A 22,706-nucleotide genomic window follows, 5' to 3' on the forward strand; every position below is an offset into this window, starting at 1 on the left:
AACCTAAGCGGGTAAAAATATAATGAGTTAAACCATTACAGATTAAAAAATAAAAAAGCCCTGCAATTGCTTGCAGGGCTTATCTATATGGTGCGCGTGGAAGGAGTCGAACCTCCGACCGCCTGGTTCGTAGCCAGGTACTCTATCCAGCTGAGCTACACGCGCAAACTCGTTTTTGTACTTCTAATAGATCCAATCATGATTGAGTCTAGGATAAGCACTTTTATCTAGCAAATTTATTCTATTCCCCTCGACTAAAAGAATAGAATGGCGGAGAAGGAGGGATTCGAACCCTCGATGGGAGTTAAAGCCCATACTCCCTTAGCAGGGGAGCGCCTTCGGCCACTCGGCCACCTCTCCGCGTTTAACGCTTTAAATCAACAAGACGTATCTTGTTAACTATATTGGTGCGCGTGGAAGGAGTCGAACCTCCGACCGCCTGGTTCGTAGCCAGGTACTCTATCCAGCTGAGCTACACGCGCATGTTAAACGGTAAAACACTAATACGACCTAAATCATATTAATTTAAATTGGTGCGCGTGGAAGGAGTCGAACCTCCGACCGCCTGGTTCGTAGCCAGGTACTCTATCCAGCTGAGCTACACGCGCATGTTAAACGGTAAAACATTAATATGATTTAAATCATATTAATCTAAATTGGTGCGCGTGGAAGGAGTCGAACCTCCGACCGCCTGGTTCGTAGCCAGGTACTCTATCCAGCTGAGCTACACGCGCATTTTAACTCTTTGCTATAAGCAATTATCTACAAAATTTCTTATGAAATTCAAAACTGATGAGTTAAAGATTAACTAATGCAGAGATGGTGCGCGTGGAAGGAGTCGAACCTCCGACCGCCTGGTTCGTAGCCAGGTACTCTATCCAGCTGAGCTACACGCGCGACTTGTATCTAAATTTACTTTTACATCAAACAATAATAAAAAATGGTGCGCGTGGAAGGAGTCGAACCTCCGACCGCCTGGTTCGTAGCCAGGTACTCTATCCAGCTGAGCTACACGCGCACTGTTTCCTATCAGTAAGAAATGGCGGAGAAGGAGGGATTCGAACCCTCGATGGGAGTTAAAGCCCATACTCCCTTAGCAGGGGAGCGCCTTCGGCCACTCGGCCACCTCTCCGTTTTCTTGGCGCACATATTACTGTTTGACGAAAATAAGTCAAACCCTTTTTCCGAAACAGATTCCATTTGAACTGTTTTTAATCACATTGCTGTTATATCAAGCCAATGTATTGATTTACGCCAATCTTTCGGTCTAAAAAATAAAAAAGCCAGTTAAAAAACTGACTCTTCTGTTGCCGTAGTACGCTTGCCAAAACAAGGTACTAAAAGTTACCACCTTCCGATGGTGTACCTGATTTTTCAGATTGAATGCGTTGGTAGATTTCTTCGCGATGAACAGAAACCTCTTTTGGTGCATTCACACCAATACGCACTTGATTGCCTTTTACCCCTAGCACTGTAACTGTGACTTCATCACCAATCATCAGTGTTTCGCCAACACGACGAGTCAAAATCAGCATTCGATAGCTCCTTTATTTCTTAATTCAGCTTACACACGGCACTCATCCGGTAGATGGGCTTATTATAAGGTCAGCTTAGTACAAATTAATAGTATTCAATACTCAAACGGTTATTTAATTACACCTTATTTAGCTCGAAAGCGTGATGTAACGCCCGAACCGCCTTGTGTAAGTCCCTTTCATCGATAACGGTTGATAATTTACTCTCTGACGTCGTGAGTAACTTAGCATGAATAGTTTCATTACCCAAGACTTCTAACATCTTAGTCAATAATCCCATTTTTGCCTGTAAACCTTTGCCAACTAAAGATACTTTTGCACGTTGACGTTCGATAATCAATGGCCCGAGAGCAAGGCTTTCACTTAAGCCTTCGAGCTCATTAAGCAGAGTATCAACCTTAGCTTCTGCGAGCATAAAACTGACGCGACCCGAAGGATCATCCTCATGGATCCTCAATGGAGAAATAAATTCCACGTCGATTTCCAATCGAGTTAAGCAGCCTAACAACGCTTGATAGCGTTCACTGGTGGTAAACAGCCCTTCAATCGTCAGCGTTGCCAGCGCCTTATTAATCGCAATACCTTGCACTAACGAGGCAATCGTTAATTCCGACTCGTCGCCAAATTGGATTAACGTCCCCTGCCCAGCTTCAAAGCTCGACAATACTCGCAGCGGTACGCGAAAACGCTCGGCGTATTCAACAGAATCAGGATGCAATACTTTAGCGCCGAGCTTTGCCATTTCGAGCATCACATCAAACCCAATCACATCGAGGCGACGTGCACTGCTATCAATATTAGGATCTGTGGTAAATACCCCTGCCACATCGGTAAAAATCTGGCATTCATCGGCTTCTAACGCTGCCGCTAAGGCTACTGCAGTGGTATCTGAACCACCGCGTCCTAAGGTGGTCACTTCACCTTGAGGATCGATGCCCTGAAACCCTGCAACGATCGGCACAACACCGTCGGCTAACAGGGATTGCAAATACTCAGTATCGACGCGCTCGATACTGGCGCGGCCAAATTGACTATTTGTATGAATTTGCACTTGATCGCCCGTAAGGGATTTCGCTTTTATGCCGCGACGTTGTAGCGCCATCGACATCAAAGCAATACTCACTTGCTCACCCGTCGAGACTAGCATGTCTAACTCGCGCGCCGAGGCGCGCGGATTAATTTGTGCTGCAAGTGCAAACAGGCGATTCGTCTCACCCGCCATCGCGGATAAGACTAAAACTTGCTGCTCACCATTGTGAGCTGACTTTGTAATCTGCTCAGCGACCGCTTCGATACGTTCAATAGAACCCACCGAAGTGCCGCCGAACTTTTTCACAAAAAGCTTGCTACCACTAAGCTTTCGTTTTTGGGGCACAGCAACCTCTTAAGCTAGACGCTCAGTAATCCAAGGTAATACTTGAGCCAATGCCGCATCCAGATTTTCTGGCTGGCTACCGCCCGCTTGAGCCATATCAGGACGACCACCGCCTTTACCGCCCACTTGTGCAGCGACCATAGCGACTAGCTCACCCGCTTTGACTTTACCGATCAGATCGTTACTCACACCCGCGATCAGGTTAACTTTCCCTTCCTGCGCGGTACCAAGAACGATAATGGCCGATTTCAATTTCTGTTTTAATTCATCTTGCAAGCCACGTAATGAACTTGCCTCAACGCCGTCTAATTTTTTGATCAGTACGTTAACGCCATTAACTACAACGGCATCGCCCACTAAGTCTGCACTCGCTGCGGCCGCTAGCTTATCTTTCAGCTGCGCCATTTCTTTTTCGAGTTGCTTCATCTTATCGAGCTGCGCTTTTAACTTAGCCACCACTGAGTTGGCATCGCCTTTCAATAAGGCAGCGGCTTCTTCCAGTTCAGCTTGTTGCTGCGCCACATAAGCCATAGCAGCAGCGCCAGTCACGGCTTCGATGCGACGTACACCCGCAGCAATACCTGCTTCAGAGGTGATTTTAAATAAGCCGATATCGCCAGTGCGACCCACATGGGTACCGCCACACAATTCGATAGAGAAATCGCCCATAGTCACAACACGCACTTGTGAATCATATTTCTCACCAAAAAGTGCCATAGCGCCTTTCTCTTTAGCTTCATCTATGCCCATTTCAGCGGTTTTAAGTTCATGGTTACGACGAATTTGAGTGTTAACTAATTCTTCAACTTCTTTTAATTCAGCAGCTTTTACGCCTTCGAAATGGGAGAAGTCAAAACGTAAACGCTCAGGATCAACCAAAGACCCTTTTTGCGAGACATGAGTACCGAGCACTTGACGCAGTGCGGCATGCAGTAAATGCGTAACAGAATGGTTTAACTGTGTACGGTGACGCAGTTTTTTATCCACTTTCGCTTCAATAACTTGGCCAACGCTCAAGCTACCTGTAGCCAAAACACCTTGATGGCCCGTTGCTTGACCATACTTTTGCGTATCGTTTACCGTAAACTCAATACCATTCGCAACCAATTGGCCTTTATCGCCTACTTGACCGCCAGATTCAGCGTAGAAAGGTGTTACATCGAGCACGACAACGGCTTCATCACCCGCTTTGATCGCCGTCACTGACTCACCATTTTGATAAATCGCGGTGACCTTAGCTTGACCCGCTAATTCGGTGTAACCACTGAATGCAGTTTCAGTATCAATTTTCAGCGCAGCGTTATAATCTGCACCAAAGTTACCGGCAGCTTGTGCGCGGCTACGTTGCTCAGCCATGGCGACTTCGAAACCGGCTTCATCGACAATGATGTTGCGCTCACGGCAGACATCAGCGGTCAAATCCATTGGGAAGCCATAGGTGTCATACAACTTAAATACGGTTTCGCCGTCTAAGGTGTCACCTTTCAACTCGTTTAAGGCCGTATCTAAAATACCTAAACCACGTTCAAGCGTACGGGCAAATTGCTCTTCTTCCGCTTTCAGTGCTTTTTCAACAATCGCTTGAGTCTCAGCTAACCCTTTTGCTGCATCGCCCATCACCGCAATCAAAGACGGAACCAGCTTGTAGAAGAAAGCTTCGGTCGCACCTAACTTGTTACCATGGCGAACAGCGCGGCGAATAATACGGCGCAGCACATAACCACGGCCTTCATTCGACGGCATAACGCCATCGGCAATTAAAAATGCACATGAACGGATATGATCGGCAATGACTCGCAGCGACTTTTCAGATAAGTCACTAACACCAATGACCTCTGCGGCTTTAGCAATCAAAGTACGGAAAATATCGATTTCGTAGTTAGAATGTACGCCCTGCATAATCGCAGCAATACGCTCAATCCCCATGCCTGTATCAACCGAGGGCTTAGGCAAAGGTAACATTTCACCCGATGCTTGACGGTTGTACTGCATGAAAACGATGTTCCAGATTTCGATGAAACGATCACCATCTTCTTCAGGACTGCCAGGACGTCCGCCCCAAATATGATCACCATGATCATAAAAAATCTCAGTACATGGACCACAAGGACCGGTATCACCCATTTGCCAGAAGTTATCTGACGCAAAGGCAGCACCTTTATTGTCACCGATACGTATGATGTTCTCGGCAGCGACACCAATTTTTTTATTCCAGATTTCAAAGGCTTCATCATCTGTCTGATAAATAGTGACGCACAGACGTTCCTTAGGCAGCTTTAACGTTTCAGTTAAAAAAGTCCAACCCAAACGAATCGCTTCTTCTTTGAAATAATCTCCAAAACTGAAGTTACCTAGCATTTCGAAAAAGGTGTGATGACGTGCAGTGTAGCCAACGTTATCCAAATCGTTATGTTTACCACCAGCGCGTACACAACGTTGAGCAGTGGTCGCACGCGTATAATTGCGTTTGTCCATGCCAAGAAACACGTCCTTGAACTGGTTCATGCCTGCATTGGTAAATAAAAGTGTGGGATCGTTGCCTGGCACTAATGAACTACTGTCCACAACTTGATGACCATTGCTGCGGAAAAATTCGAGGAAAGCGCTTCTGAGCTCTGCTGTAGTTTGATACATGAAATCATCCTGAATTGGGTAAGCATTACCAGCTACGCCTTAGGCTAGCCGTATTTCTATTTGCCCAGCATTATAAGCAGACTAAGGAAGGACGACCAGTCTTGATTGGTGATATACACATCAGGAATTTAATATTTTAGCGTGAATCGCCCACACCAGAGTCACTAGAAGCAAAACGACAGGATAAAGCACAAATAAAGACGGCGTAAGTTTATCGCGGCACGGACAATATTTAAGCAAGTGAGTCTAATGTGGAGTACGAAATGGACAAGACCCATTGATGATATTTAGATGAGCTTTTACAGTCTTAGCTTCAAATTTAATAATCTTCATCGAGATCATTGGGATCTGAATCTAGTGCGTAAGTGATTTGATCGTAGCTAAAGCCTTGACCCATTAAAAAACGCACTCGTTTGGCCTTTTCCTTTGCGATGAGATCCCGAGCTTTAGAGCCCTTCACTTCTGTCACACGGGGAATGCCGTATTTTTTGGTGGCTTTATCTTTTGCTAGCTCAAACCAGTCACAATCACAATTAACCAAAGCGGCTTCAATACAGTCTTTAGATAAGCCTTTCTGTGCGATTGCTTGGCGGATGCGTATTGCACCGTGGCCTCGACTGATGTGGCTTCGCACCAACAGTTCGGCATAACGAGCATCATTAATAAAACCGGAGGATTCGCAAGCATCGAGTACAGGTTCGATATCGTTAAGTTCGAAACCTTTTTCGAGCAATTTATCGCGGATTTGTAAACGGGAATAATCGCGGCGCGCTAACAGCGCGACCGCAATTTGATGGGCTGACTGACTCAGAATACTTCGCCTGTCTCTAAATCAATATTGTCCTCAGTACTATCATCAGCTTTGGCAGCCAAGGCACTCGGATTACTCAAAAGCAACTCACGTAGCGTCTTGTCAATTTCAGCAGCAATAGCTGGGTTTTCAGTCAGATATTTGCCAGCATTAGCACGACCTTGGCCGATTTTATCGCCTTTATAGCTGTACCAAGCGCCCGCTTTTTCAATCAACTTATGGGCTACGCCTAAGTCTACTAACTCACCAGTACGGTTAATACCTTGGCCATAAAGGATTTGGAACTCAGCTTGCTTAAACGGCGCTGCAACCTTGTTTTTCACCACTTTAACGCGAGTTTCGTTACCGACCACTTCATCGCCGTCTTTAATGGCACCAGTGCGGCGAATGTCTAGGCGAACAGAAGCATAAAACTTCAGCGCATTACCACCGGTTGTAGTTTCTGGGTTACCGAACATCACACCAATCTTCATCCGAATTTGGTTGATGAAGATAAGTAAGGTGTTAGATTGCTTTAAGTTACCCGCAAGTTTACGCATAGCTTGGCTCATCATACGCGCCGCTAGGCCCATGTGAGAATCACCAATTTCGCCTTCGATTTCAGCTTTAGGCGTTAATGCCGCCACTGAGTCAACTACGATAACGTCAACAGCACCTGAGCGAGTTAAAGCATCACAAATCTCAAGCGCTTGCTCGCCGGTATCCGGTTGCGAACACAGCAGGTTATCAATATCTACGCCCAATTTTTTAGCATAAATAGGGTCTAGTGCATGCTCTGCATCGATAAAGGCACAGGTTTTGCCTTCACGTTGCGCTGCCGCAATCACTTCTAAAGTCAGTGTTGTTTTACCTGATGATTCAGGACCATAGATCTCAACGATACGACCCATTGGCAAACCGCCAGCACCTAAAGCAACGTCCAGAGACAGAGAACCGGTAGAAATGGTCTCAACATCCATAGAGCGATCTTCGCCCAGCTTCATGATGGAGCCTTTACCAAATTGTTTCTCAATTTGGATCAATACCGCAGCAAGTGCTTTCTCTTTATTTGGATCGACCTTCATTCCTGTTCCCTCATCAAGACAAGCATTAAGCTGTCAAAAGTGATATTCAATTTACAAACGGGTAATTCAAAAAGCCGTGCTTTTTGTCTTAATTCTGCTGACTAGTATACTGTACAATCATACAGTATCAAGACCTGTGACTGAATTATTTTTAGCTGATAGGATTTTTAATATGGCCAAGGTTTTAGCGAATATCAAATCAGATAATAGCTCCCTTTGATCAATATCCATCGTTAAGGGCTCAATTTTCGCTAAATTATTGCTAAGATTGGCGCAACAAATTTTGCGTGGTCTTTTTAGCTGAAAATTGTACAGCAGTCTTCCGCTTCCATAGCGCTTAATCACCCTTAACCACACAAACTGTATCGCCTTTAGGCAGTCACAACGGACGATAACGATTTAATGAATGTAATTGATACCGATGATTTAGAAAAACATACTCCTATGATGCGTCAGTACTTGACGATGAAAGCAGAACATCACGATATGTTGCTGTTTTATCGCATGGGTGACTTCTACGAGTTGTTTTATGACGATGCTAAACGCGCTTCTGAGCTGTTAGGCATTTCACTCACTGCGCGCGGTAAAAGTGGTGGCGATCCTATTCCGATGGCGGGGCTTCCTTACCATGCTGTGGAAGGCTATCTTGCAAAATTAGTTCAAATTGGTCAATCAGTTGCGATTTGCGAACAGATTGGCGATCCCGCGACATCTAAAGGGCCGGTAGAACGTAAAGTGGTGCGAATTGTCACGCCAGGCACCTTAACCGACGAAGCGTTGCTGCAGGAACGCCAAGACAATCTGTTAGCCGCGGTTTATCAAGGTAAAGTCGGTTTTGGTTATGCCACATTAGATGTTTCATCCGGACGTTTTGTGATTGCAGAGCTCGACACCCGAGAGTCATTAGAAGCGGAATTGCAACGCACTAATCCCGTTGAAATTCTCTACAGTGAAGACTTTGGTGAACTTGGACTACTTAACGGTTTTAAAGGCAAACGCCGTCGCCCCGAGTGGGAATTTGATTACGATACGAGTATCAAGTTACTACTGGCCCAGTTTGGCACGAAAGACTTGCATGGTTTTGGTATCGCAGATGCACGTTTATCACTGCAGGCTGCGGGTTGCTTGATGCAATATGTCAAAGACACACAGCGCACGGCACTGCCCCATATCAATGCCATTATCCGCTTCAATCAAACCGATAGCATAGTGCTTGATGCGGCAACGCGCCGAAATTTAGAACTCACTCAAAACCTTGCCGGTGGCCGCGATAATACCTTAGCGGCAGTATTGGATAATACGGCAACGCCTATGGGCAGCCGTATGTTACAACGCTGGATCCATCAGCCTCTGCGAGATCCTAAGCAAATCAAGGCGCGCCAACAGGCGGTGACTGAACTCCTCGATACCGCAGCCCACGAAGGTTTGCATGAGCAGTTAAAGGCACTTGGCGATATCGAACGTATCATGGCAAGGTTAGCCCTGCGTACTGCCCGTCCAAGGGACTTTGCACGTTTACGTCAAGCACTGGGCTTATTGCCTGAATTACAACTGAGTTTAAGTACACTGAGCGCGCCGCACACGACTCAATTGCGTCAACACTTAGGTGAGTTCCCCGCTGAGCAAGCCCTGCTTGAGCGCGCGATAGTCGATAATCCACCTATGCTTATCCGCGATGGCGGGGTGATCCGTGAAGGCTACAACAGCGAACTAGATGAATGGCGCGGTCTGAGCGAAGGAGCGAGTGATTACTTAGTACAACTTGAAGCCAGAGAAAAAGAACGTACTGGCATTAATACACTTAAAGTCGGCTATAACCGCGTACACGGCTATTACATCGAAGTAAGCCGCCTGCAATCCTCACAAGTACCGCTCAATTATCAACGACGCCAAACACTTAAGAATATGGAGCGTTATATCACGCCTGAACTTAAGGAATACGAAGAAAAAGTCCTCTCGAGCCAAGGTAAAGCGCTGGCACTCGAAAAGCAGTTATGGGAACAGTTGTTCGATCTTATTCTGCCAAAGTTGCATGAATTACAAGCCTTTGCTAGAGCGGCGGCTGAGCTTGATGTACTGAGTAACTTTGCCGAGCGTGCCGAAACCTTGGGCTACACTTGTCCAGAGCTGAGCCAAGATATCGGCGTACAAATAGACGCAGGTCGCCATCCAGTGGTGGAGCGTGTTAGCCAAACGCCGTTTATCGCTAACCCAGTGACCTTGCACAATCAAAGACGTATGTTGATTGTCACCGGACCCAACATGGGCGGTAAATCGACCTATATGCGTCAAGTCGCCTTGATTACGCTGATGGCCCATATTGGTTGTTTTGTTCCAGCAGATCGCGCCCTGATTGGCCCGATTGATCGCATCTTTACCCGTATTGGCGCATCAGACGATCTGGCCTCTGGCCGCTCAACCTTTATGGTAGAAATGACTGAAACTGCCAACATCCTGCACAATGCCACTGCCAGTAGTTTAGTGTTAATGGATGAAATCGGCCGTGGAACATCCACCTATGATGGTTTATCACTAGCTTGGTCGGCGGCGGAATATTTAGCCCAGCAAGTCGGAGCTATGACCCTATTCGCCACCCATTATTTTGAATTAACTCAATTGCCTGAGCTAATGACAGGCGTGTATAACGTGCACCTTGATGCCATTGAGCATGAAGATACCATCGCCTTTATGCATGCGGTACAGGAAGGTGCAGCCAGTAAAAGCTACGGCTTACAAGTTGCGGCGCTTGCTGGCGTGCCAAACAAAGTGATTAAAGCAGCGAAACATAAATTGCAGCAATTGGAGAGTCGCGATCATCAACCAGAAGGAACGAGGACGCCCATTCAAAGCTTACTCGCTTTACCTGAACCGGTTGAAAATCCAGCTTTGACTAAATTAAGTAGCATTAATCCCGATAACTTAACGCCAAAACAGGCGCTTGATTTGCTCTATGAACTGAAACGCTTGAGCTAGACATCAGGTGATCTAAATAAAAGCCTAAAAATAACAACGCCCACTCTATAGTGGGCGTTTTACTTTATGACGTGATCTCACACTAAGTATATTTTCTGGATAGCTTCTCTGAAAGGCACCAGAAGACAGATATTAGTTTCTAAATAAAGCTTCAACAGATAAACCTTGAGAACCCAATAAATCACGTAAGCGTTTTAATGCTTCCACTTGGATTTGACGAACACGTTCACGGGTTAAACCAATTTCAGCCCCCACATCTTCAAGCGTAGAAGGTTCATAACCTAACAAACCAAAACGACGGGCTAATACTTCTCTTTGTTTTGTGTTCAACTCGTTAAGCCATTTCACCACCGAGTTAGAGATGTCTTCATCTTGCACTTTATAGTCAGGGCCAACACTATCATCATCGGCCAGTACATCTAATAATGCTTTCTCGTTATCACCCCCCAAAGGCGTATCAACAGAGGTAATTTTTTCATTCAGCTTAAGCATGCGGCTCACATCAGAGCTAGAAACTTGCAGTTTTTCAGCAATTTCTTCCGCTGTAGGTTCATGATCCAGTTTTTGTGCTAATTCGCGGGCTGTGCGCAAGTATACGTTGAGTTCTTTAACAACATGAATCGGCAAACGAATAGTACGAGTTTGATTCATGATAGCGCGTTCAATTGTCTGTCTGATCCACCAAGTCGCATAGGTTGAAAAACGAAAACCTCTTTCTGGGTCAAACTTTTCTACGGCACGAATTAAACCTAAATTACCCTCTTCGATAAGATCAAGCAGTGCTAAGCCGCGGTTATTGTAACGACGTGCAATTTTTACGACGAGACGTAAATTACTTTCGATCATGCGATTACGGGATTTTGCACAACCTTTTAAGGCCTTACGGGAAAAGTAAACTTCTTCTTCTGCGCTAAGCAGTGGGGAAAAACCAATCTCACCTAGATAAAGTTGAGTGGCATCAAGATTTTTTTGAAGGTCATCTTGGACCTGTTGTTCTATTCCTAGCTCTTGGACTAGATCGGTGGCAACTTCTTCTTTTTCAAGATCAAAGTCTACGGTTTCTACGGAAAAATCTACTAGTGCTTCTGCGGCAGTGCTATTTATGCGGCTCATGATCAAATCTCCCAAACCTAATTAAACTGCTGAATTAGTGCAATTTCCTATCCTCCATTTGCCAACAAGGCCCCAAACAATCATTGTTTAGGTAAATAAGTAAGTGGGTTTACAGACTGTCCATGGTAACGAATTTCAAAATGTAACATTACCCGATTGGCACCTGTATTGCCCATTTTTGCAACAGTCTGCCCTGCGAGGACATGTTGCTTTTCTTTGACTAAGATCTTGTCCGTATGAGCATAAGCACTAAGGTAATCGTCACTATGTTTAATAATCACTAAATTACCGTAACCCCTAAGAGCACTTCCTGCGTATACCACCCGCCCATCTGCAGCTGCTTTGATGATATCTCCCCGATTTCCCGCGATCTTAATACCTTTATTTCCCTGCTCATTGGCAGAATAAGTTCCGATTAACTTCCCTCTTACTGGCCACTGCCACTGACTCACACTGGCTGGCAGTGTTGAGGTGGGTGGAACCATTAGCCGGTTAACGCTTTGTTGGGAACTTGTTACAAGGTACGCGGGCTTAGCTTTCTGATCAAGTGTTTTTTTCAGATCGTTACTTGACTTAGCATTAGACTGATAAACCTTACCATCTAATTGTTTTTTATCACCTTTACTTGAATTAGCATCTGAATTACCCGTTATATTTCCATCTAAAGTCGTAGATTTTGATTGGTTACTAGATTTAGCATTAGTTAAATATAAAATCTGTCCAGGGTAAATTGTATAAGGGTTATCTAATTGATTAAGTTTAGCTATTTCAGAAAAGTCTTTCCCTGCCCCCCAAGAAATAGAGTAGAGAGTGTCACCTTTTTTAACTTTATATGAATTCGATTTAATGTGGCCTTTGCTATTTTTAGAGTAGCTATGGGAAATATTTTCGACGGGTGCGGGTCTGCTGGCCTGAAAGCTACAGCCTACAAGCAGAAATATAAAGCAAAGGTTTAAGAGTAAACCCGCATTCAACAATAAAAACTCCTTGGTAAGGTTGTATTACTGTTCATGATGAGAAAATGACGCCTTCTGTGCAAAACAAGCACTTCGCTTAACACAGTAGCACAACACAAGGTTAAGCTAACTCTCCATTAATTAAAGGTACAAATTTAACCGTTTCAATGGTTTCAGAACTAAAGCGGTCAGCAGTGCGCGTAATACGCATCAATTGTTGAGTATCCTCTCCCACAGGTAAGACTAACACCCCTCCATCAGCCAATTGAGACAGCAAAGCTTCTGGTATAGTCGCCGCCGCCGCAGTCACCATAATGGCATCGAACGGACTACGATTAGCCCATCCCAACCAACCATCACCATATTTGAACGACACATTATGCAAATCTAATCGTTTTAAACGCTGTCTTGCTTGAATTTGTAAACCTTTGATCCGTTCGATAGTACAAAGCTGAGGCACCAATTGAGCCAAAATGGCTGCCTGATAGCCCGATCCCGTCCCCACTTCTAGCACTCGCTGTGGCATCTTGTGCAGTAAGAGTTCGCTCATACGGGCAACGATATAAGGCTGCGAAATGGTTTGCCCTTGTCCAATTGGCAAAGCCGTATTTTCATAGGCTTTATGGGCTAGCGCATTATCGAGAAACATTTCTCGCGGCGTATGCGATATCGCCTTTAACACGGCTTGATTACGGATCCCCGCATCTTGAAGCTTTTTAGCTAAATTCACCGCCGATGTTAAGGCAACTCGAGTCATATTTTATCTACCCAATTTTGCAATGCCGTTAGTTGTCCGTAGGCGGTTAAATCAACCGTCAAGGGCGTAATTGAAACATAGCCATTGGCGATAGCATGAAAATCAGTGCCCTCTGTGGCATCCTGCTCTTGTCCCGGTGGACCAAGCCAGAAGATTTCACGTCCGGCAGGATCTTGCGTTCGCACTATGCCTTCGGCCTTATGACGAGCACCGAGGCGAGTCACTTTGATGCCTTTAATTTGATCAAGTGGCAAGTCAGGCACATTCACATTTAAGATCTGATCTTTTGCCAAAGGCTGGGCCAACAAACCTTGAACTATCCGCCGAGCATAAACAGCAGCCGATTGATAATGTTCGAATTTACGGCCATTAAGCGAAATCGCTATTGCAGGAAAACCTAAAAAGCGTCCTTCCATCGCGGCGGCAACTGTCCCCGAATATAAGGTGTCATCACCCATATTTGCCCCCGCATTGATGCCAGACACCACCATATCAGGTTCGCCATCACATAATTCTCGGATAGCCAAATGAACGCAATCTGTCGGTGTACCGTGAACGGAAATATAGCCATTATCTAACCTATTAATTCTTAATGGATTAGTCAAGGTTAATGAGTTGCTCGCACCAGAGCAATTTCGATCCGGCCCAACAGTCAGCACAGTCGCTATTTCAGCCAAAGCCTCAGATAAGGCTTTGATACCTGGAGCATTAATCCCATCGTCATTGCTAACAAGGATACGAATCATGACTCTGCTTCAGTCTTAACAGTATCAGTGTTAGCCACTACGTTAGCGTTAGTTACCTCAGGCGCAGGCTCCTGCACCAATGTCGCTTGCCATTGCTGCTCTTTAACATCTTGATAATTAACCAACTCTCTCAATAATGATGTTGCAAAACTGCCCGCAGGCAACACAAACTCCAGCACTAAGCCATCAGCGGTTTGTTCATATTTAAGGCCTTGGGGCTCAAGCAGTAACGGACGGCGTTCTTGCTCTAATCCGGCGTGCTCTAAACCATAGCAATCGTCAGCTAACTCACTCATGGCTAAGGTTTCTACCGCAGCAGCTTCACCTTGGGGTAACATCATGCCGCGCCCCCACAATGGTGCAGAAAGTTGAATGTCTTTTTCAATCAGACGCTTCAATACGATGAGATCCCATTCAGGCGTCACGAAGAAGCTTTTGCTGCCCGCTAACATCACACAATCACCCGCTAAAGGCTTAGTGCCATGGTTGGCTAATCGGTACGACACTACAGTGTTAAACAGATTTGAGCGCACGGCAGACAAATACATGCTGCGCTTATTTCTGTCTTTCACTTTTTTACCCGCCATCATTTGGCGACCAAACACTAAGTTTTTGCCATCGTGACCAAAGCGCTGCTCACCAAAGTAATTGGGCACGCCCACTTGAGCGACCTTTTCGATACGACTGATAATGTCTTCCACTTGGGTGACATTTCTCAGGGTAAGAATAAAGCGGTTACCGACTAAGGCACCAATTCGCAGTTTCTTGCTGTGGCGGCTGCTCGACAATATGGTCAAACGCTCGCTATTGAGATCCTTCCAAGCAGGCGTTTCTTTACCAGGAATACGCACACCGAACCATTGTTCTGTGATGGCATTTTTATCTTTTTGCCCAGCGTAGGTCACTTCCTTTGGATGCACCTTAGCAAACTTAGCGATCATTTCCGCGACTTGTACTGTATTTAGCCCTTCTTTGCGTACATGCAGCATATGATGTTCACCTTCACCCGTCGGGCTAAAAGGCAAAATCTCTTTCACGATAAAATCGCTATTTTGGGTTCTTAGATCTGCTGTACCTAAAGGCTTACCATACAGATAATGTAATTCGCTCATGGGACTTTTTTACTCTTAAGTTAATCGTGTTTGCGGGCCATAAGTACCACGGCTTCTACCGCAATACCTTCTTTACGCCCGGTAAATCCAAGCTGTTCAGTCGTGGTCGCTTTGACATTAATATCGTCAAGTTCCGCGGTTAAATCGGCGGCTAATATCTGGCGCATTGCCTCTATGTGCGGTGCCATTTTAGGAGCTTGGGCTATGATAGTGACGTCAAGATTGCCGAGCACAAAGCCTTTCGCTCTCGCTAAAGCATAGCAATGACGCAGCAATACGCGGCTATCGGCACCCTTATAGGCGGCATCGGTATCGGGGAAATGTTTGCCTATGTCACCGAGCGCTAAAGCACCGAGGATGGCATCGGAAATCGCATGCAGTACCACATCACCATCTGAATGTGCGACTAGGCCTGTTTCATAGGGTACTTCCACGCCACAAAGGATAAGTGGCCGCGCCGCACCAAATTTATGCACATCGAAACCATGGCCGATACGGATTTTCATTTAATATTCCTAACGTATTATTTTACTTTGATTATGACTATTTAACGGCACGCATCAAAAACAGTTCGGCTAGCCCTAAATCGTCGGGATGCGTTACTTTTATATTATCAGCACGGCCCGAAACGAGTCCGGGTGATATCCCCGCCCATTCCATCGCCGAAGCCTCATCTGTGACTACCGCACCTGCAGCCAGAGCCGCATTGAGGTAATTTTTTAATTGCTGCGCTGGAAATAACTGCGGCGTCAATGCATGCCATAAATTATCGCGGCACACAGTGGCACTGATTTCACCCTGTTTATTCGCGCGCTTCATGGTATCGCGTACAGGCATTGCCAAAATAGCACCTTGGGGGAATTGCACTCTAGATGCGAGTAACTTGTCGATATCCGTCGCGGTTAAACAAGGTCTTGCCGCATCATGCACTAAGGCCCAACTGTGCTCGGGTGCAATTTGCAGCGCCGCCAACACAGAATCAGCGCGCTCACCGCCACCTAATACTGTAATCAATTTGGGGTGCACGGCCTGTGGCAAGGTATCGAAGATAGTATCGTTCGAATGTAAGGCGACGATCACTTGAGAAATGTGCGGATGGGACAAGAGCTTATCTAAGGTATGAGCAAGAATACTCTGGCCGCACACCTCAAGATATTGCTTAGGTCTGTCGGCGCCCATACGGCTACCTATGCCTGCGGCGGGAACGATGGCAACCACAGCTTGAGTGACATGCTCAGCTTGGCGCTGCAATTCAATTTGTGTTACCAGATCAGATTGACTATCGGGATTGGATTGTTCATTTAATCCAAGATCTAAATGTCCTAGCTCTGTCATCCTAACTCCATATTACTGAGATGGACTCGATACCGAGCGCTCACCACCCACGACGCGATAGAAGGTCTCGCCTTCTTTAACCATGCCAAGTTCGTTGCGTGCGCGCTCTTCGATGGCTTCTGTACCACTTTTCAGATCGATGATTTCTTCCTTCAGCACTTGGTTACGCTCATTGAGTTTGGCGTTACCTTCTTGCTGGGCGGCAATTTGTTTTTGCAGAACGAAATATTCAGGAAGACTATTACCTCCCGACCAAAGACGGAATTGCAGTACACCGAGTAGCACTATGAGTGCAATGACAAAAAATTTCATGGAGGAATTAGCGTCAGTATCTTGGATTAAAAAAATATACAGCAGATAGTACAACAAAAAAGGCCACCAAGTGGTGGCCTTTTTACATCAAATATTAAATTACGCCTGACCTTTGATCTCTTTCAAACCACGGTATGGGGCTTTTTCACCTAATTGCTCTTCGATGCGCAGCAATTGGTTGTATTTAGCGACACGGTCAGAACGACACAGTGAACCGGTTTTGATTTGACCAGCAGCAGTACCCACGGCTAAGTCAGCAATGGTTGAATCTTCAGTCTCACCACTACGATGTGAAATCACGGCGGTATAACCCGCTTCTTTCGCCATACGAATAGCCGCTAAAGTCTCAGTCAATGAACCAATTTGGTTAAACTTGATAAGGATTGAGTTAGCAATACCGTTTTCAATACCACGGGTTAAGATTTTAGTGTTAGTAACGAATAAATCGTCGCCCACTAATTGGATCTTGTCGCCCATGATTTGAGTTTGGTAAGCCCAACCATCCCAATCTGATTCGTCTAAGCCGTCTTCGATAGACACGATTGGGTATTGGTCAGCCAATGATTTTAAGAAATCAGAGAAACCGTTCGAGTCGAAGACTTTGCCTTCGCCCGCTAAATCGTATTTGCCGTCTTTGTAGAATTCAGATGCAGCGCAATCCAGCGCTAACGTGACATCAGTACCTAACTTGTAGCCAGCCAGTTCAACCGCTTCTTTGATAATGGCTAACGCATCAGCGTTTGACGCTAAGTTAGGTGCAAAACCACCTTCGTCACCCACAGAAGTGCTTAGACCTTTGTCGTGCAATACTTTTTTCAGCGTATGGAAGATTTCAGCGCCCATGCGCAGTGCTTCACGGAAGGTTTTCGCGCCAACTGGTTGCACCATGAATTCTTGGATATCAACGTTGTTATCCGCGTGCTCTCCACCGTTTAAGATGTTCATCATAGGCACAGGCATAGAATATTGGCCTGGTGTACCGTTCAATTCAGCGATATGCGCGTATAAAGGAATACCTTTAGATGCTGCTGCTGCTTTAGCAGCCGCTAAAGACACAGCCAGAATCGCGTTTGCGCCTAACTTGTCTTTGTTTTCTGTGCCATCTAAGTCGATCATGATTTGATCAAGCTCAGCTTGTGCAGTCGCATCTTTGCCTAATAATGCAGCGCGGATGACACCGTTTACGTTAGCAACTGCTGTTAATACGCCTTTGCCTAAATAACGGCTCTTATCGCCATCACGTAATTCTAACGCTTCGCGGCTACCAGTTGATGCACCAGAAGGCGCCGCAGCCATACCCACAAAACCACCTTCTAAATGCACTTCGGCTTCAACAGTTGGGTTACCACGAGAATCCATAATCTCGCGACCAATCACGTTAATAATCTTAGCCATAACACCCTCGATTTAAGTTTAAAGATAAAAGAAAAAACCAATACCTATGGGAATAAATGGAAGTCACATACCGCAGAAAATAACAAAATTCCATTTACGGTTTGCGTCCATACAGATGCAACGGATACGCATTCTGTTTACACCCAGAAGTATTAAATTCTTATGTTTCAAGTCGCGACGAGTGTAGCAAAAGGCCGGCACCACTGTCGCGGGTCCGGCCTCAAATATTCTTACTTCAGATCACGTTTTTGATGCGCACTTGCCGCAGCAATAAACCCTTCGAACAATGGGTGACCATCGCGCGGAGTTGAGGTGAATTCAGGATGGAATTGACCTGCAACAAACCATGGGTGATCTTTTAATTCGATCATTTCCACCAGTTTACGATCAGAAGACAAACCGCTGAAGATCATGCCAGCTTGCTCTAAACGCTCTCTGTATTTGTTGTTCACTTCGTAACGGTGACGGTGACGTTCTACACAGCTGTTGCCTTTGTAGGCTTGAGCCGCTTTTGAACCCTCGAGTAAATGACACAATTGAGCGCCTAAACGCATAGTGCCACCTAAGTCAGAAGCCTCATGGCGCTGCTCAACATTACCTTCTTCGTCAATCCATTCAGTGATCAAACCCACCACTGGGAATGGTGTTTCTTTATTGAATTCAGTTGAATGTGCATCAGCCATGCCAGCAACATTACGCGCAAATTCAATCAGGGCAACTTGCATACCTAAACAAATACCGAAATAAGGTAGATTGTTTTCACGGGCAAATTTTGCCGCCAGTATCTTACCTTCAACACCACGCTCGCCAAAACCGCCTGGTACTAAGATACCGTCTAAACCCTGTAAGACTTCTTCGCCTTTGGCTTCTACGGTTTGTGAATCAATGTACTTGATAGTCACTGATACGCGGTTTTTAAGGCCAGCGTGTTTTAATGCTTCGTTGACTGACTTATAGGCATCTGGCAGTTCAATGTATTTACCCACCATACCAATAACGACTTCGCCGTTTGGATTAGCTTCTTGATAAATCACATTTTCCCACTCAGACAGATCCGCTTCACGGCATTCTAAACCGAAACGCTTAACCACTAAGTCATCCAAACCTTGTGAACGTAACAAAGCTGGGATTTTATAAATACTATCAACATCTTTTAATGAAATAACCGCACGCTCTTCGACGTTACAGAACAGCGAAATTTTGGCTTTTTCATTAGCAGGAATCGCACGATCACCACGGCAAACCAGCACATCTGGTGCAATACCGATAGAACGCAGCTCTTTCACTGAGTGTTGAGTTGGCTTAGTTTTCACTTCGCCTGCTGCACCTAAGAAAGGCACTAAGGTTAAGTGCATGAACAGAGTACGATCACGACCCAGCTCAACACCGAGCTGACGGATAGACTCTAGGAACGGCAAAGATTCGATATCACCCACAGTACCGCCGATTTCGACGATAGCCACATCATGGCCTTCGCCACCTGCTAATACTTTTTCTTTAATCGCATTAGTGATGTGTGGGATAACCTGAATAGTTGCGCCCAAATAATCGCCACGACGTTCTTTACGTAATACTTCTTCGTAAATACGACCAGTAGTGAAGTTGTTACGACGATTCATCTTAGTACGGATGAAACGCTCGTAGTGACCCAAGTCGAGATCTGTTTCTGCACCGTCTTCAGTAACAAATACTTCGCCATGTTGGGTTGGGCTCATGGTACCCGGATCAACGTTAATGTAAGGGTCCAGTTTCATGATGGTTACATTGAGACCGCGGGCCTCTAAAATTGCAGCTAATGATGCTGCTGCAATGCCTTTACCTAGTGATGAAACAACGCCACCAGTAACGAAGATATACCTTGTAGTCATGCTGAACCTGAGAAAATGAGTTTGAAAATACGTGCTTGTAAGAAAGCACTAGGACGGGGCAGTAGTATACCAAAGGCGGCGCGATTCGACAAACACCAATCGGGATAATTTGCCGTTTATCTCGTCTCTGTCGCTTTTACTTGGTCCCAATAGGCATCGAGCTCCATTAATGTGTGCTCTTCCATGCTTTTACCGCTGTCACTAGCCAACTGTTCAACGCCGCGAAAACGGCGTTCAAATTTAAGATTGGCTTGTCGCAACGCTTGTTCTGGATCAACCTTAAGATGGCGAGCTAGATTCACCACGGCAAACAGCAAGTCGCCCATTTCGGACTGCACTTTAGCTTGGTCTTGCTCGGGTTGATTCACTTCATGCAAGACTTCATCGATTTCTTCATGGATTTTAGCGACCACGGGCTCAAGTTCGGCCCAATCGAAACCGACTCGCGCCACCCTTTGCTGAATTTTGATTGAGCGCGACAACGCAGGTTGGGTACGCGGAATATTGTCTAACGCTGAAACCAGAGTATCTGCTTGAGTTTCACCCGCCACTTGCTGCGCCTTTTGCTCACGCTCAATCGCTTTAATCGCCTCCCAATTGGCTTTCATCGCTTGGGCACTATCGCCTATTTGCGGATTTTGCTCACCAAACACATGGGGATGACGACGGGTTAACTTGTCGCTAATTTTCTCAATCACGCTCGAAAAATCAAATAACCCCTGCTCTTTACCGAGCTGACAATAGAATACGATTTGAAATAACAAATCCCCGAGTTCATCGGGTAACTCATCCCAGGCTAAACGCTCTATGGTATCGGCAACTTCATAGGCTTCCTCTAAAGTAAAAGGCACTATAGTTTGAAAGGTTTGCGCTTTGTCCCACGGGCAACCCGTGTGCGGATCACGCAGTTTTTCCATGATCTTAAGTAGCGGCTCTACATCTGTTATAGACAGTTCCGTTGTAGAAGGTTCCATTGTAGAAGTTTCAGTGAGAGAAGGTTCAGTAGTAGAAAATGAGGTTAATGGCGCCGTGTGGGAAGTCATGCTGATATCCTTTAAAGATAAATACTGCAACGGGCGAATATTGAGAAAGAACAAAAAATACGCCTCCGCAGTGTTTTTTAGCAAAAGGCTACAATAAAGCGATGATGATAAGCTAGGTAAAATAAAAGCGCTATTTTGATGCTGAGATCAGATTTTAGTGCCGTATTTCAACTAAGACTTATTTTAACTAAAGAGCATTCGCTCCATTTCGTAATTCACTCATCTCGTGAGCAATAAATTGACAACCTTCCTCCCCTACAAATTCTCATCTATGTCCTGCATACAAGTATTTAGCGCAAGCCATCTTAAATGATAAGATACGCAGCAATATTTCAATGAAGCTAAAACTCACCGAGTGAAAACCTGACAATTTCGGCCAAACTATGCACATGATAAATGCGGTCCTTCAATTTATTCATTTGATTGATGTTAGGTATATTTCGATTCTGTCGTCCGATGTTAGGACGCACACCCTTATCGTTTTTAAGCATTACTGGAGACAAAACTCATGACAAACGTGACACTGGATGCCACGCAGTTAACGACTAAGCCATCCCAAGATGGTTTTTATATGCCTGGCGAATGGGCTGCGCAGCAAGCGGTGTGGATGATTTGGCCCTATCGTCCTGATAACTGGCGTGCAGCTGGTGCTTATGCTCAGGCGACCTTTGCTAAGGTGGCCGATGCCATTGGTGCGACAACCCCTGTTTATATGGGTGTTCCTAAGACGTTTTTAGCCGAAGCTAAAGCGGTGATGCCATCCCATGTCACCTTGGTTGAAATGGACAGTAACGATTGCTGGGCTCGTGACACTGGGCCAACCGTCGTTGTGAATGACAATGGCGAATGCCGTGGTGTTGACTGGGGTTTTAATGCTTGGGGCGGCCATAACGGTGGTTTGTACTTCCCATGGGATAAGGACGAGCAAGTCGCGCAGCAGATGCTTGCGCAGCATGGTTTTGCCCGTTACAGCGCGCCGCTGATCCTCGAAGGTGGCTCCATCCATGTCGATGGTGAAGGCACCTGTATGACGAGTGCAGAATGTTTACTCAATGCCAACCGTAACCCTGAACTGACAAAAGAACAGATTGAAGACTTACTGCGTGACTATTTGAATGTTAAGCAGTTTATCTGGTTGCAAGATGGCGTGTATATGGATGAGACCGATGGCCATATCGACAATATGTGCTGTTTTGCCCGTCCTGGTGAAGTCATTCTGCACTGGACCGATGATGAGACTGATCCCCAGTATCCACGCTCAAAAGCGGCGCTCGATGTGCTGCAAAATACCGTGGATGCCAAAGGCCGTAAGTTAAAAATCCATCTATTGCCACAACCGGGGCCGCTGTATTGCACCGAAGAAGAATCAAAAGGCGTGACCGAAGGCACTGGCGTGCCACGCACGGCGGGTGAGCGTTTAGCCGGTTCTTATGTGAACTTTTTAATCACCAATAATCGCATCGTGTTCCCACTGCTTGACCCTGCAACCGATGATATCGCCGCCCAAAAACTGCAGGAAATCTTCCCAGAGCATGAGATTGTGGGTGTGCCAGCCCGTGAGATTTTATTAGGTGGCGGTAATATCCATTGTATTACCCAGCAGATCCCCTCTGGAAAGTAATCTAAGGAGAACAGCATGACGATTGATGTCACTGTTATTACACCACAATTAGCTTT

The 22,706-nt window shown here is 45.7% G+C and carries 18 protein-coding genes and 8 tRNA genes; 2 read left to right on the forward strand and 24 right to left on the reverse strand.

The genetic code is table 11. From position 1 onward, the window contains the following. Window positions 1-88: 88 nt before the first annotated feature. From KO533_RS10760 to recA, 13 genes are all read right to left on the reverse strand, one after another. Window positions 89-165, reverse strand: a tRNA-Arg gene (locus KO533_RS10760). A 103-nt stretch (window positions 166-268) separates the two neighbouring features. Then, window positions 269-360: transfer RNA gene (locus tag KO533_RS10765), tRNA-Ser, on the reverse strand. A gap of 45 nt (window positions 361-405) precedes the next feature. Continuing rightward, window positions 406-482, reverse strand: a tRNA-Arg gene (locus KO533_RS10770). A gap of 49 nt (window positions 483-531) precedes the next feature. Beyond that, window positions 532-608: transfer RNA gene (locus KO533_RS10775), tRNA-Arg, on the reverse strand. Window positions 609-657: 49 nt separating this feature from the next. Further along, window positions 658-734, reverse strand: a tRNA-Arg gene (locus tag KO533_RS10780). An 86-nt stretch (window positions 735-820) separates the two neighbouring features. Beyond that, a tRNA-Arg gene (locus KO533_RS10785) sits at window positions 821-897 on the reverse strand. 44 nt (window positions 898-941) lie between these two features. Further along, a tRNA-Arg gene (locus KO533_RS10790) sits at window positions 942-1,018 on the reverse strand. A 22-nt stretch (window positions 1,019-1,040) separates the two neighbouring features. Beyond that, window positions 1,041-1,132, reverse strand: a tRNA-Ser gene (locus KO533_RS10795). A gap of 205 nt (window positions 1,133-1,337) precedes the next feature. Next, window positions 1,338-1,535, reverse strand: a complete 198-nt coding sequence (csrA, locus tag KO533_RS10800; RefSeq protein WP_006082602.1) for a carbon storage regulator CsrA — start codon at window positions 1,533-1,535, stop codon at window positions 1,338-1,340. Between the two features lie 118 nt (window positions 1,536-1,653). Next, a complete protein-coding gene (locus KO533_RS10805) occupies window positions 1,654-2,910 on the reverse strand; it encodes an aspartate kinase (RefSeq protein ID WP_006082603.1) in 1,257 nt (418 codons plus the stop codon). Window positions 2,911-2,919: 9 nt separating this feature from the next. Continuing rightward, window positions 2,920-5,544 (reverse strand): alanine--tRNA ligase, encoded by a 2,625-nt coding sequence (gene alaS / locus KO533_RS10810; protein ID WP_105251814.1) that lies wholly within the window; start codon window positions 5,542-5,544, stop codon window positions 2,920-2,922. Window positions 5,545-5,863: 319 nt separating this feature from the next. Then, window positions 5,864-6,277 carry a regulatory protein RecX gene (locus KO533_RS10815; RefSeq protein WP_028761357.1) on the reverse strand — a complete coding sequence of 138 codons (414 nt, stop codon included), beginning with the start codon at window positions 6,275-6,277 and terminating at the stop codon, window positions 5,864-5,866. 74 nt (window positions 6,278-6,351) lie between these two features. Then, entirely contained in the window at window positions 6,352-7,419 is a 1,068-nt protein-coding gene (gene recA, locus KO533_RS10820) for a recombinase RecA (protein ID WP_105251812.1), read from the reverse strand. Window positions 7,420-7,821: 402 nt separating this feature from the next. On the opposite strand from recA, the gene mutS reads away from it, so the two are divergent. After that, window positions 7,822-10,392 carry a DNA mismatch repair protein MutS gene (gene mutS, locus KO533_RS10825; RefSeq protein WP_219254088.1) on the forward strand — a complete coding sequence of 857 codons (2,571 nt, stop codon included), beginning with the start codon at window positions 7,822-7,824 and terminating at the stop codon, window positions 10,390-10,392. Between the two features lie 132 nt (window positions 10,393-10,524). Here mutS and rpoS read toward each other — a convergent pair whose 3' ends face one another. The 11 genes from rpoS to mazG all read right to left on the reverse strand — a co-directional run bounded on the left by rpoS (window position 10,525) and on the right by mazG (window position 21,029). Then, window positions 10,525-11,505 (reverse strand): RNA polymerase sigma factor RpoS, encoded by a 981-nt coding sequence (gene rpoS / locus KO533_RS10830; protein WP_028761361.1) that lies wholly within the window; start codon window positions 11,503-11,505, stop codon window positions 10,525-10,527. An 80-nt stretch (window positions 11,506-11,585) separates the two neighbouring features. Then, entirely contained in the window at window positions 11,586-12,482 is an 897-nt protein-coding gene (locus KO533_RS10835; protein WP_219254090.1) for a peptidoglycan DD-metalloendopeptidase family protein, read from the reverse strand. 100 nt (window positions 12,483-12,582) lie between these two features. Beyond that, window positions 12,583-13,218: a protein-L-isoaspartate(D-aspartate) O-methyltransferase gene (locus KO533_RS10840; RefSeq protein WP_028761363.1), complete on the reverse strand. Its 636-nt coding sequence runs from the start codon at window positions 13,216-13,218 to the stop codon at window positions 12,583-12,585. Further along, on the reverse strand, window positions 13,215-13,964 hold the full coding sequence (gene surE / locus KO533_RS10845; RefSeq protein ID WP_105251808.1) for a 5'/3'-nucleotidase SurE: 750 nt from the start codon (window positions 13,962-13,964) through the stop codon (window positions 13,215-13,217). Before surE ends, KO533_RS10840 begins: the two co-directional genes overlap by 4 nt. After that, on the reverse strand, window positions 13,961-15,076 hold the full coding sequence (locus KO533_RS10850) for a tRNA pseudouridine(13) synthase TruD (RefSeq protein WP_219254092.1): 1,116 nt from the start codon (window positions 15,074-15,076) through the stop codon (window positions 13,961-13,963). The genes surE and KO533_RS10850 overlap by 4 nt, the downstream gene beginning before the upstream one ends. A 20-nt stretch (window positions 15,077-15,096) precedes the next feature. Further along, window positions 15,097-15,582, reverse strand: coding sequence for a 2-C-methyl-D-erythritol 2,4-cyclodiphosphate synthase (gene ispF, locus KO533_RS10855; protein ID WP_168822943.1), 486 nt, complete (start codon window positions 15,580-15,582; stop codon window positions 15,097-15,099). 37 nt (window positions 15,583-15,619) lie between these two features. Next, the gene (ispD, locus tag KO533_RS10860; RefSeq protein WP_212601489.1) at window positions 15,620-16,411 is read right to left on the reverse strand and encodes a 2-C-methyl-D-erythritol 4-phosphate cytidylyltransferase; all 792 of its coding nucleotides are present in this window, start codon (window positions 16,409-16,411) and stop codon (window positions 15,620-15,622) included. 12 nt (window positions 16,412-16,423) lie between these two features. Then, window positions 16,424-16,723, reverse strand: a complete 300-nt coding sequence (gene ftsB / locus KO533_RS10865; RefSeq protein ID WP_105253074.1) for a cell division protein FtsB — start codon at window positions 16,721-16,723, stop codon at window positions 16,424-16,426. 99 nt (window positions 16,724-16,822) lie between these two features. Next, window positions 16,823-18,118, reverse strand: coding sequence for a phosphopyruvate hydratase (eno, locus tag KO533_RS10870; protein ID WP_105251763.1), 1,296 nt, complete (start codon window positions 18,116-18,118; stop codon window positions 16,823-16,825). A gap of 230 nt (window positions 18,119-18,348) precedes the next feature. Beyond that, window positions 18,349-19,986, reverse strand: coding sequence for a CTP synthase (locus KO533_RS10875; RefSeq protein ID WP_012587102.1), 1,638 nt, complete (start codon window positions 19,984-19,986; stop codon window positions 18,349-18,351). Window positions 19,987-20,102: 116 nt separating this feature from the next. After that, the gene (mazG, locus tag KO533_RS10880) at window positions 20,103-21,029 is read right to left on the reverse strand and encodes a nucleoside triphosphate pyrophosphohydrolase (protein WP_219254094.1); all 927 of its coding nucleotides are present in this window, start codon (window positions 21,027-21,029) and stop codon (window positions 20,103-20,105) included. 508 nt (window positions 21,030-21,537) lie between these two features. Between mazG and aguA the strand changes: the two genes are divergently transcribed. Next, window positions 21,538-22,650 carry an agmatine deiminase gene (gene aguA / locus KO533_RS10885; protein WP_028761371.1) on the forward strand — a complete coding sequence of 371 codons (1,113 nt, stop codon included), beginning with the start codon at window positions 21,538-21,540 and terminating at the stop codon, window positions 22,648-22,650. Window positions 22,651-22,706: the final 56 nt, after the last annotated feature.

Source organism: Shewanella sp. NKUCC05_KAH (genome assembly GCF_019345585.1).
Lineage (GTDB): Bacteria > Pseudomonadota > Gammaproteobacteria > Enterobacterales > Shewanellaceae > Shewanella > Shewanella oncorhynchi.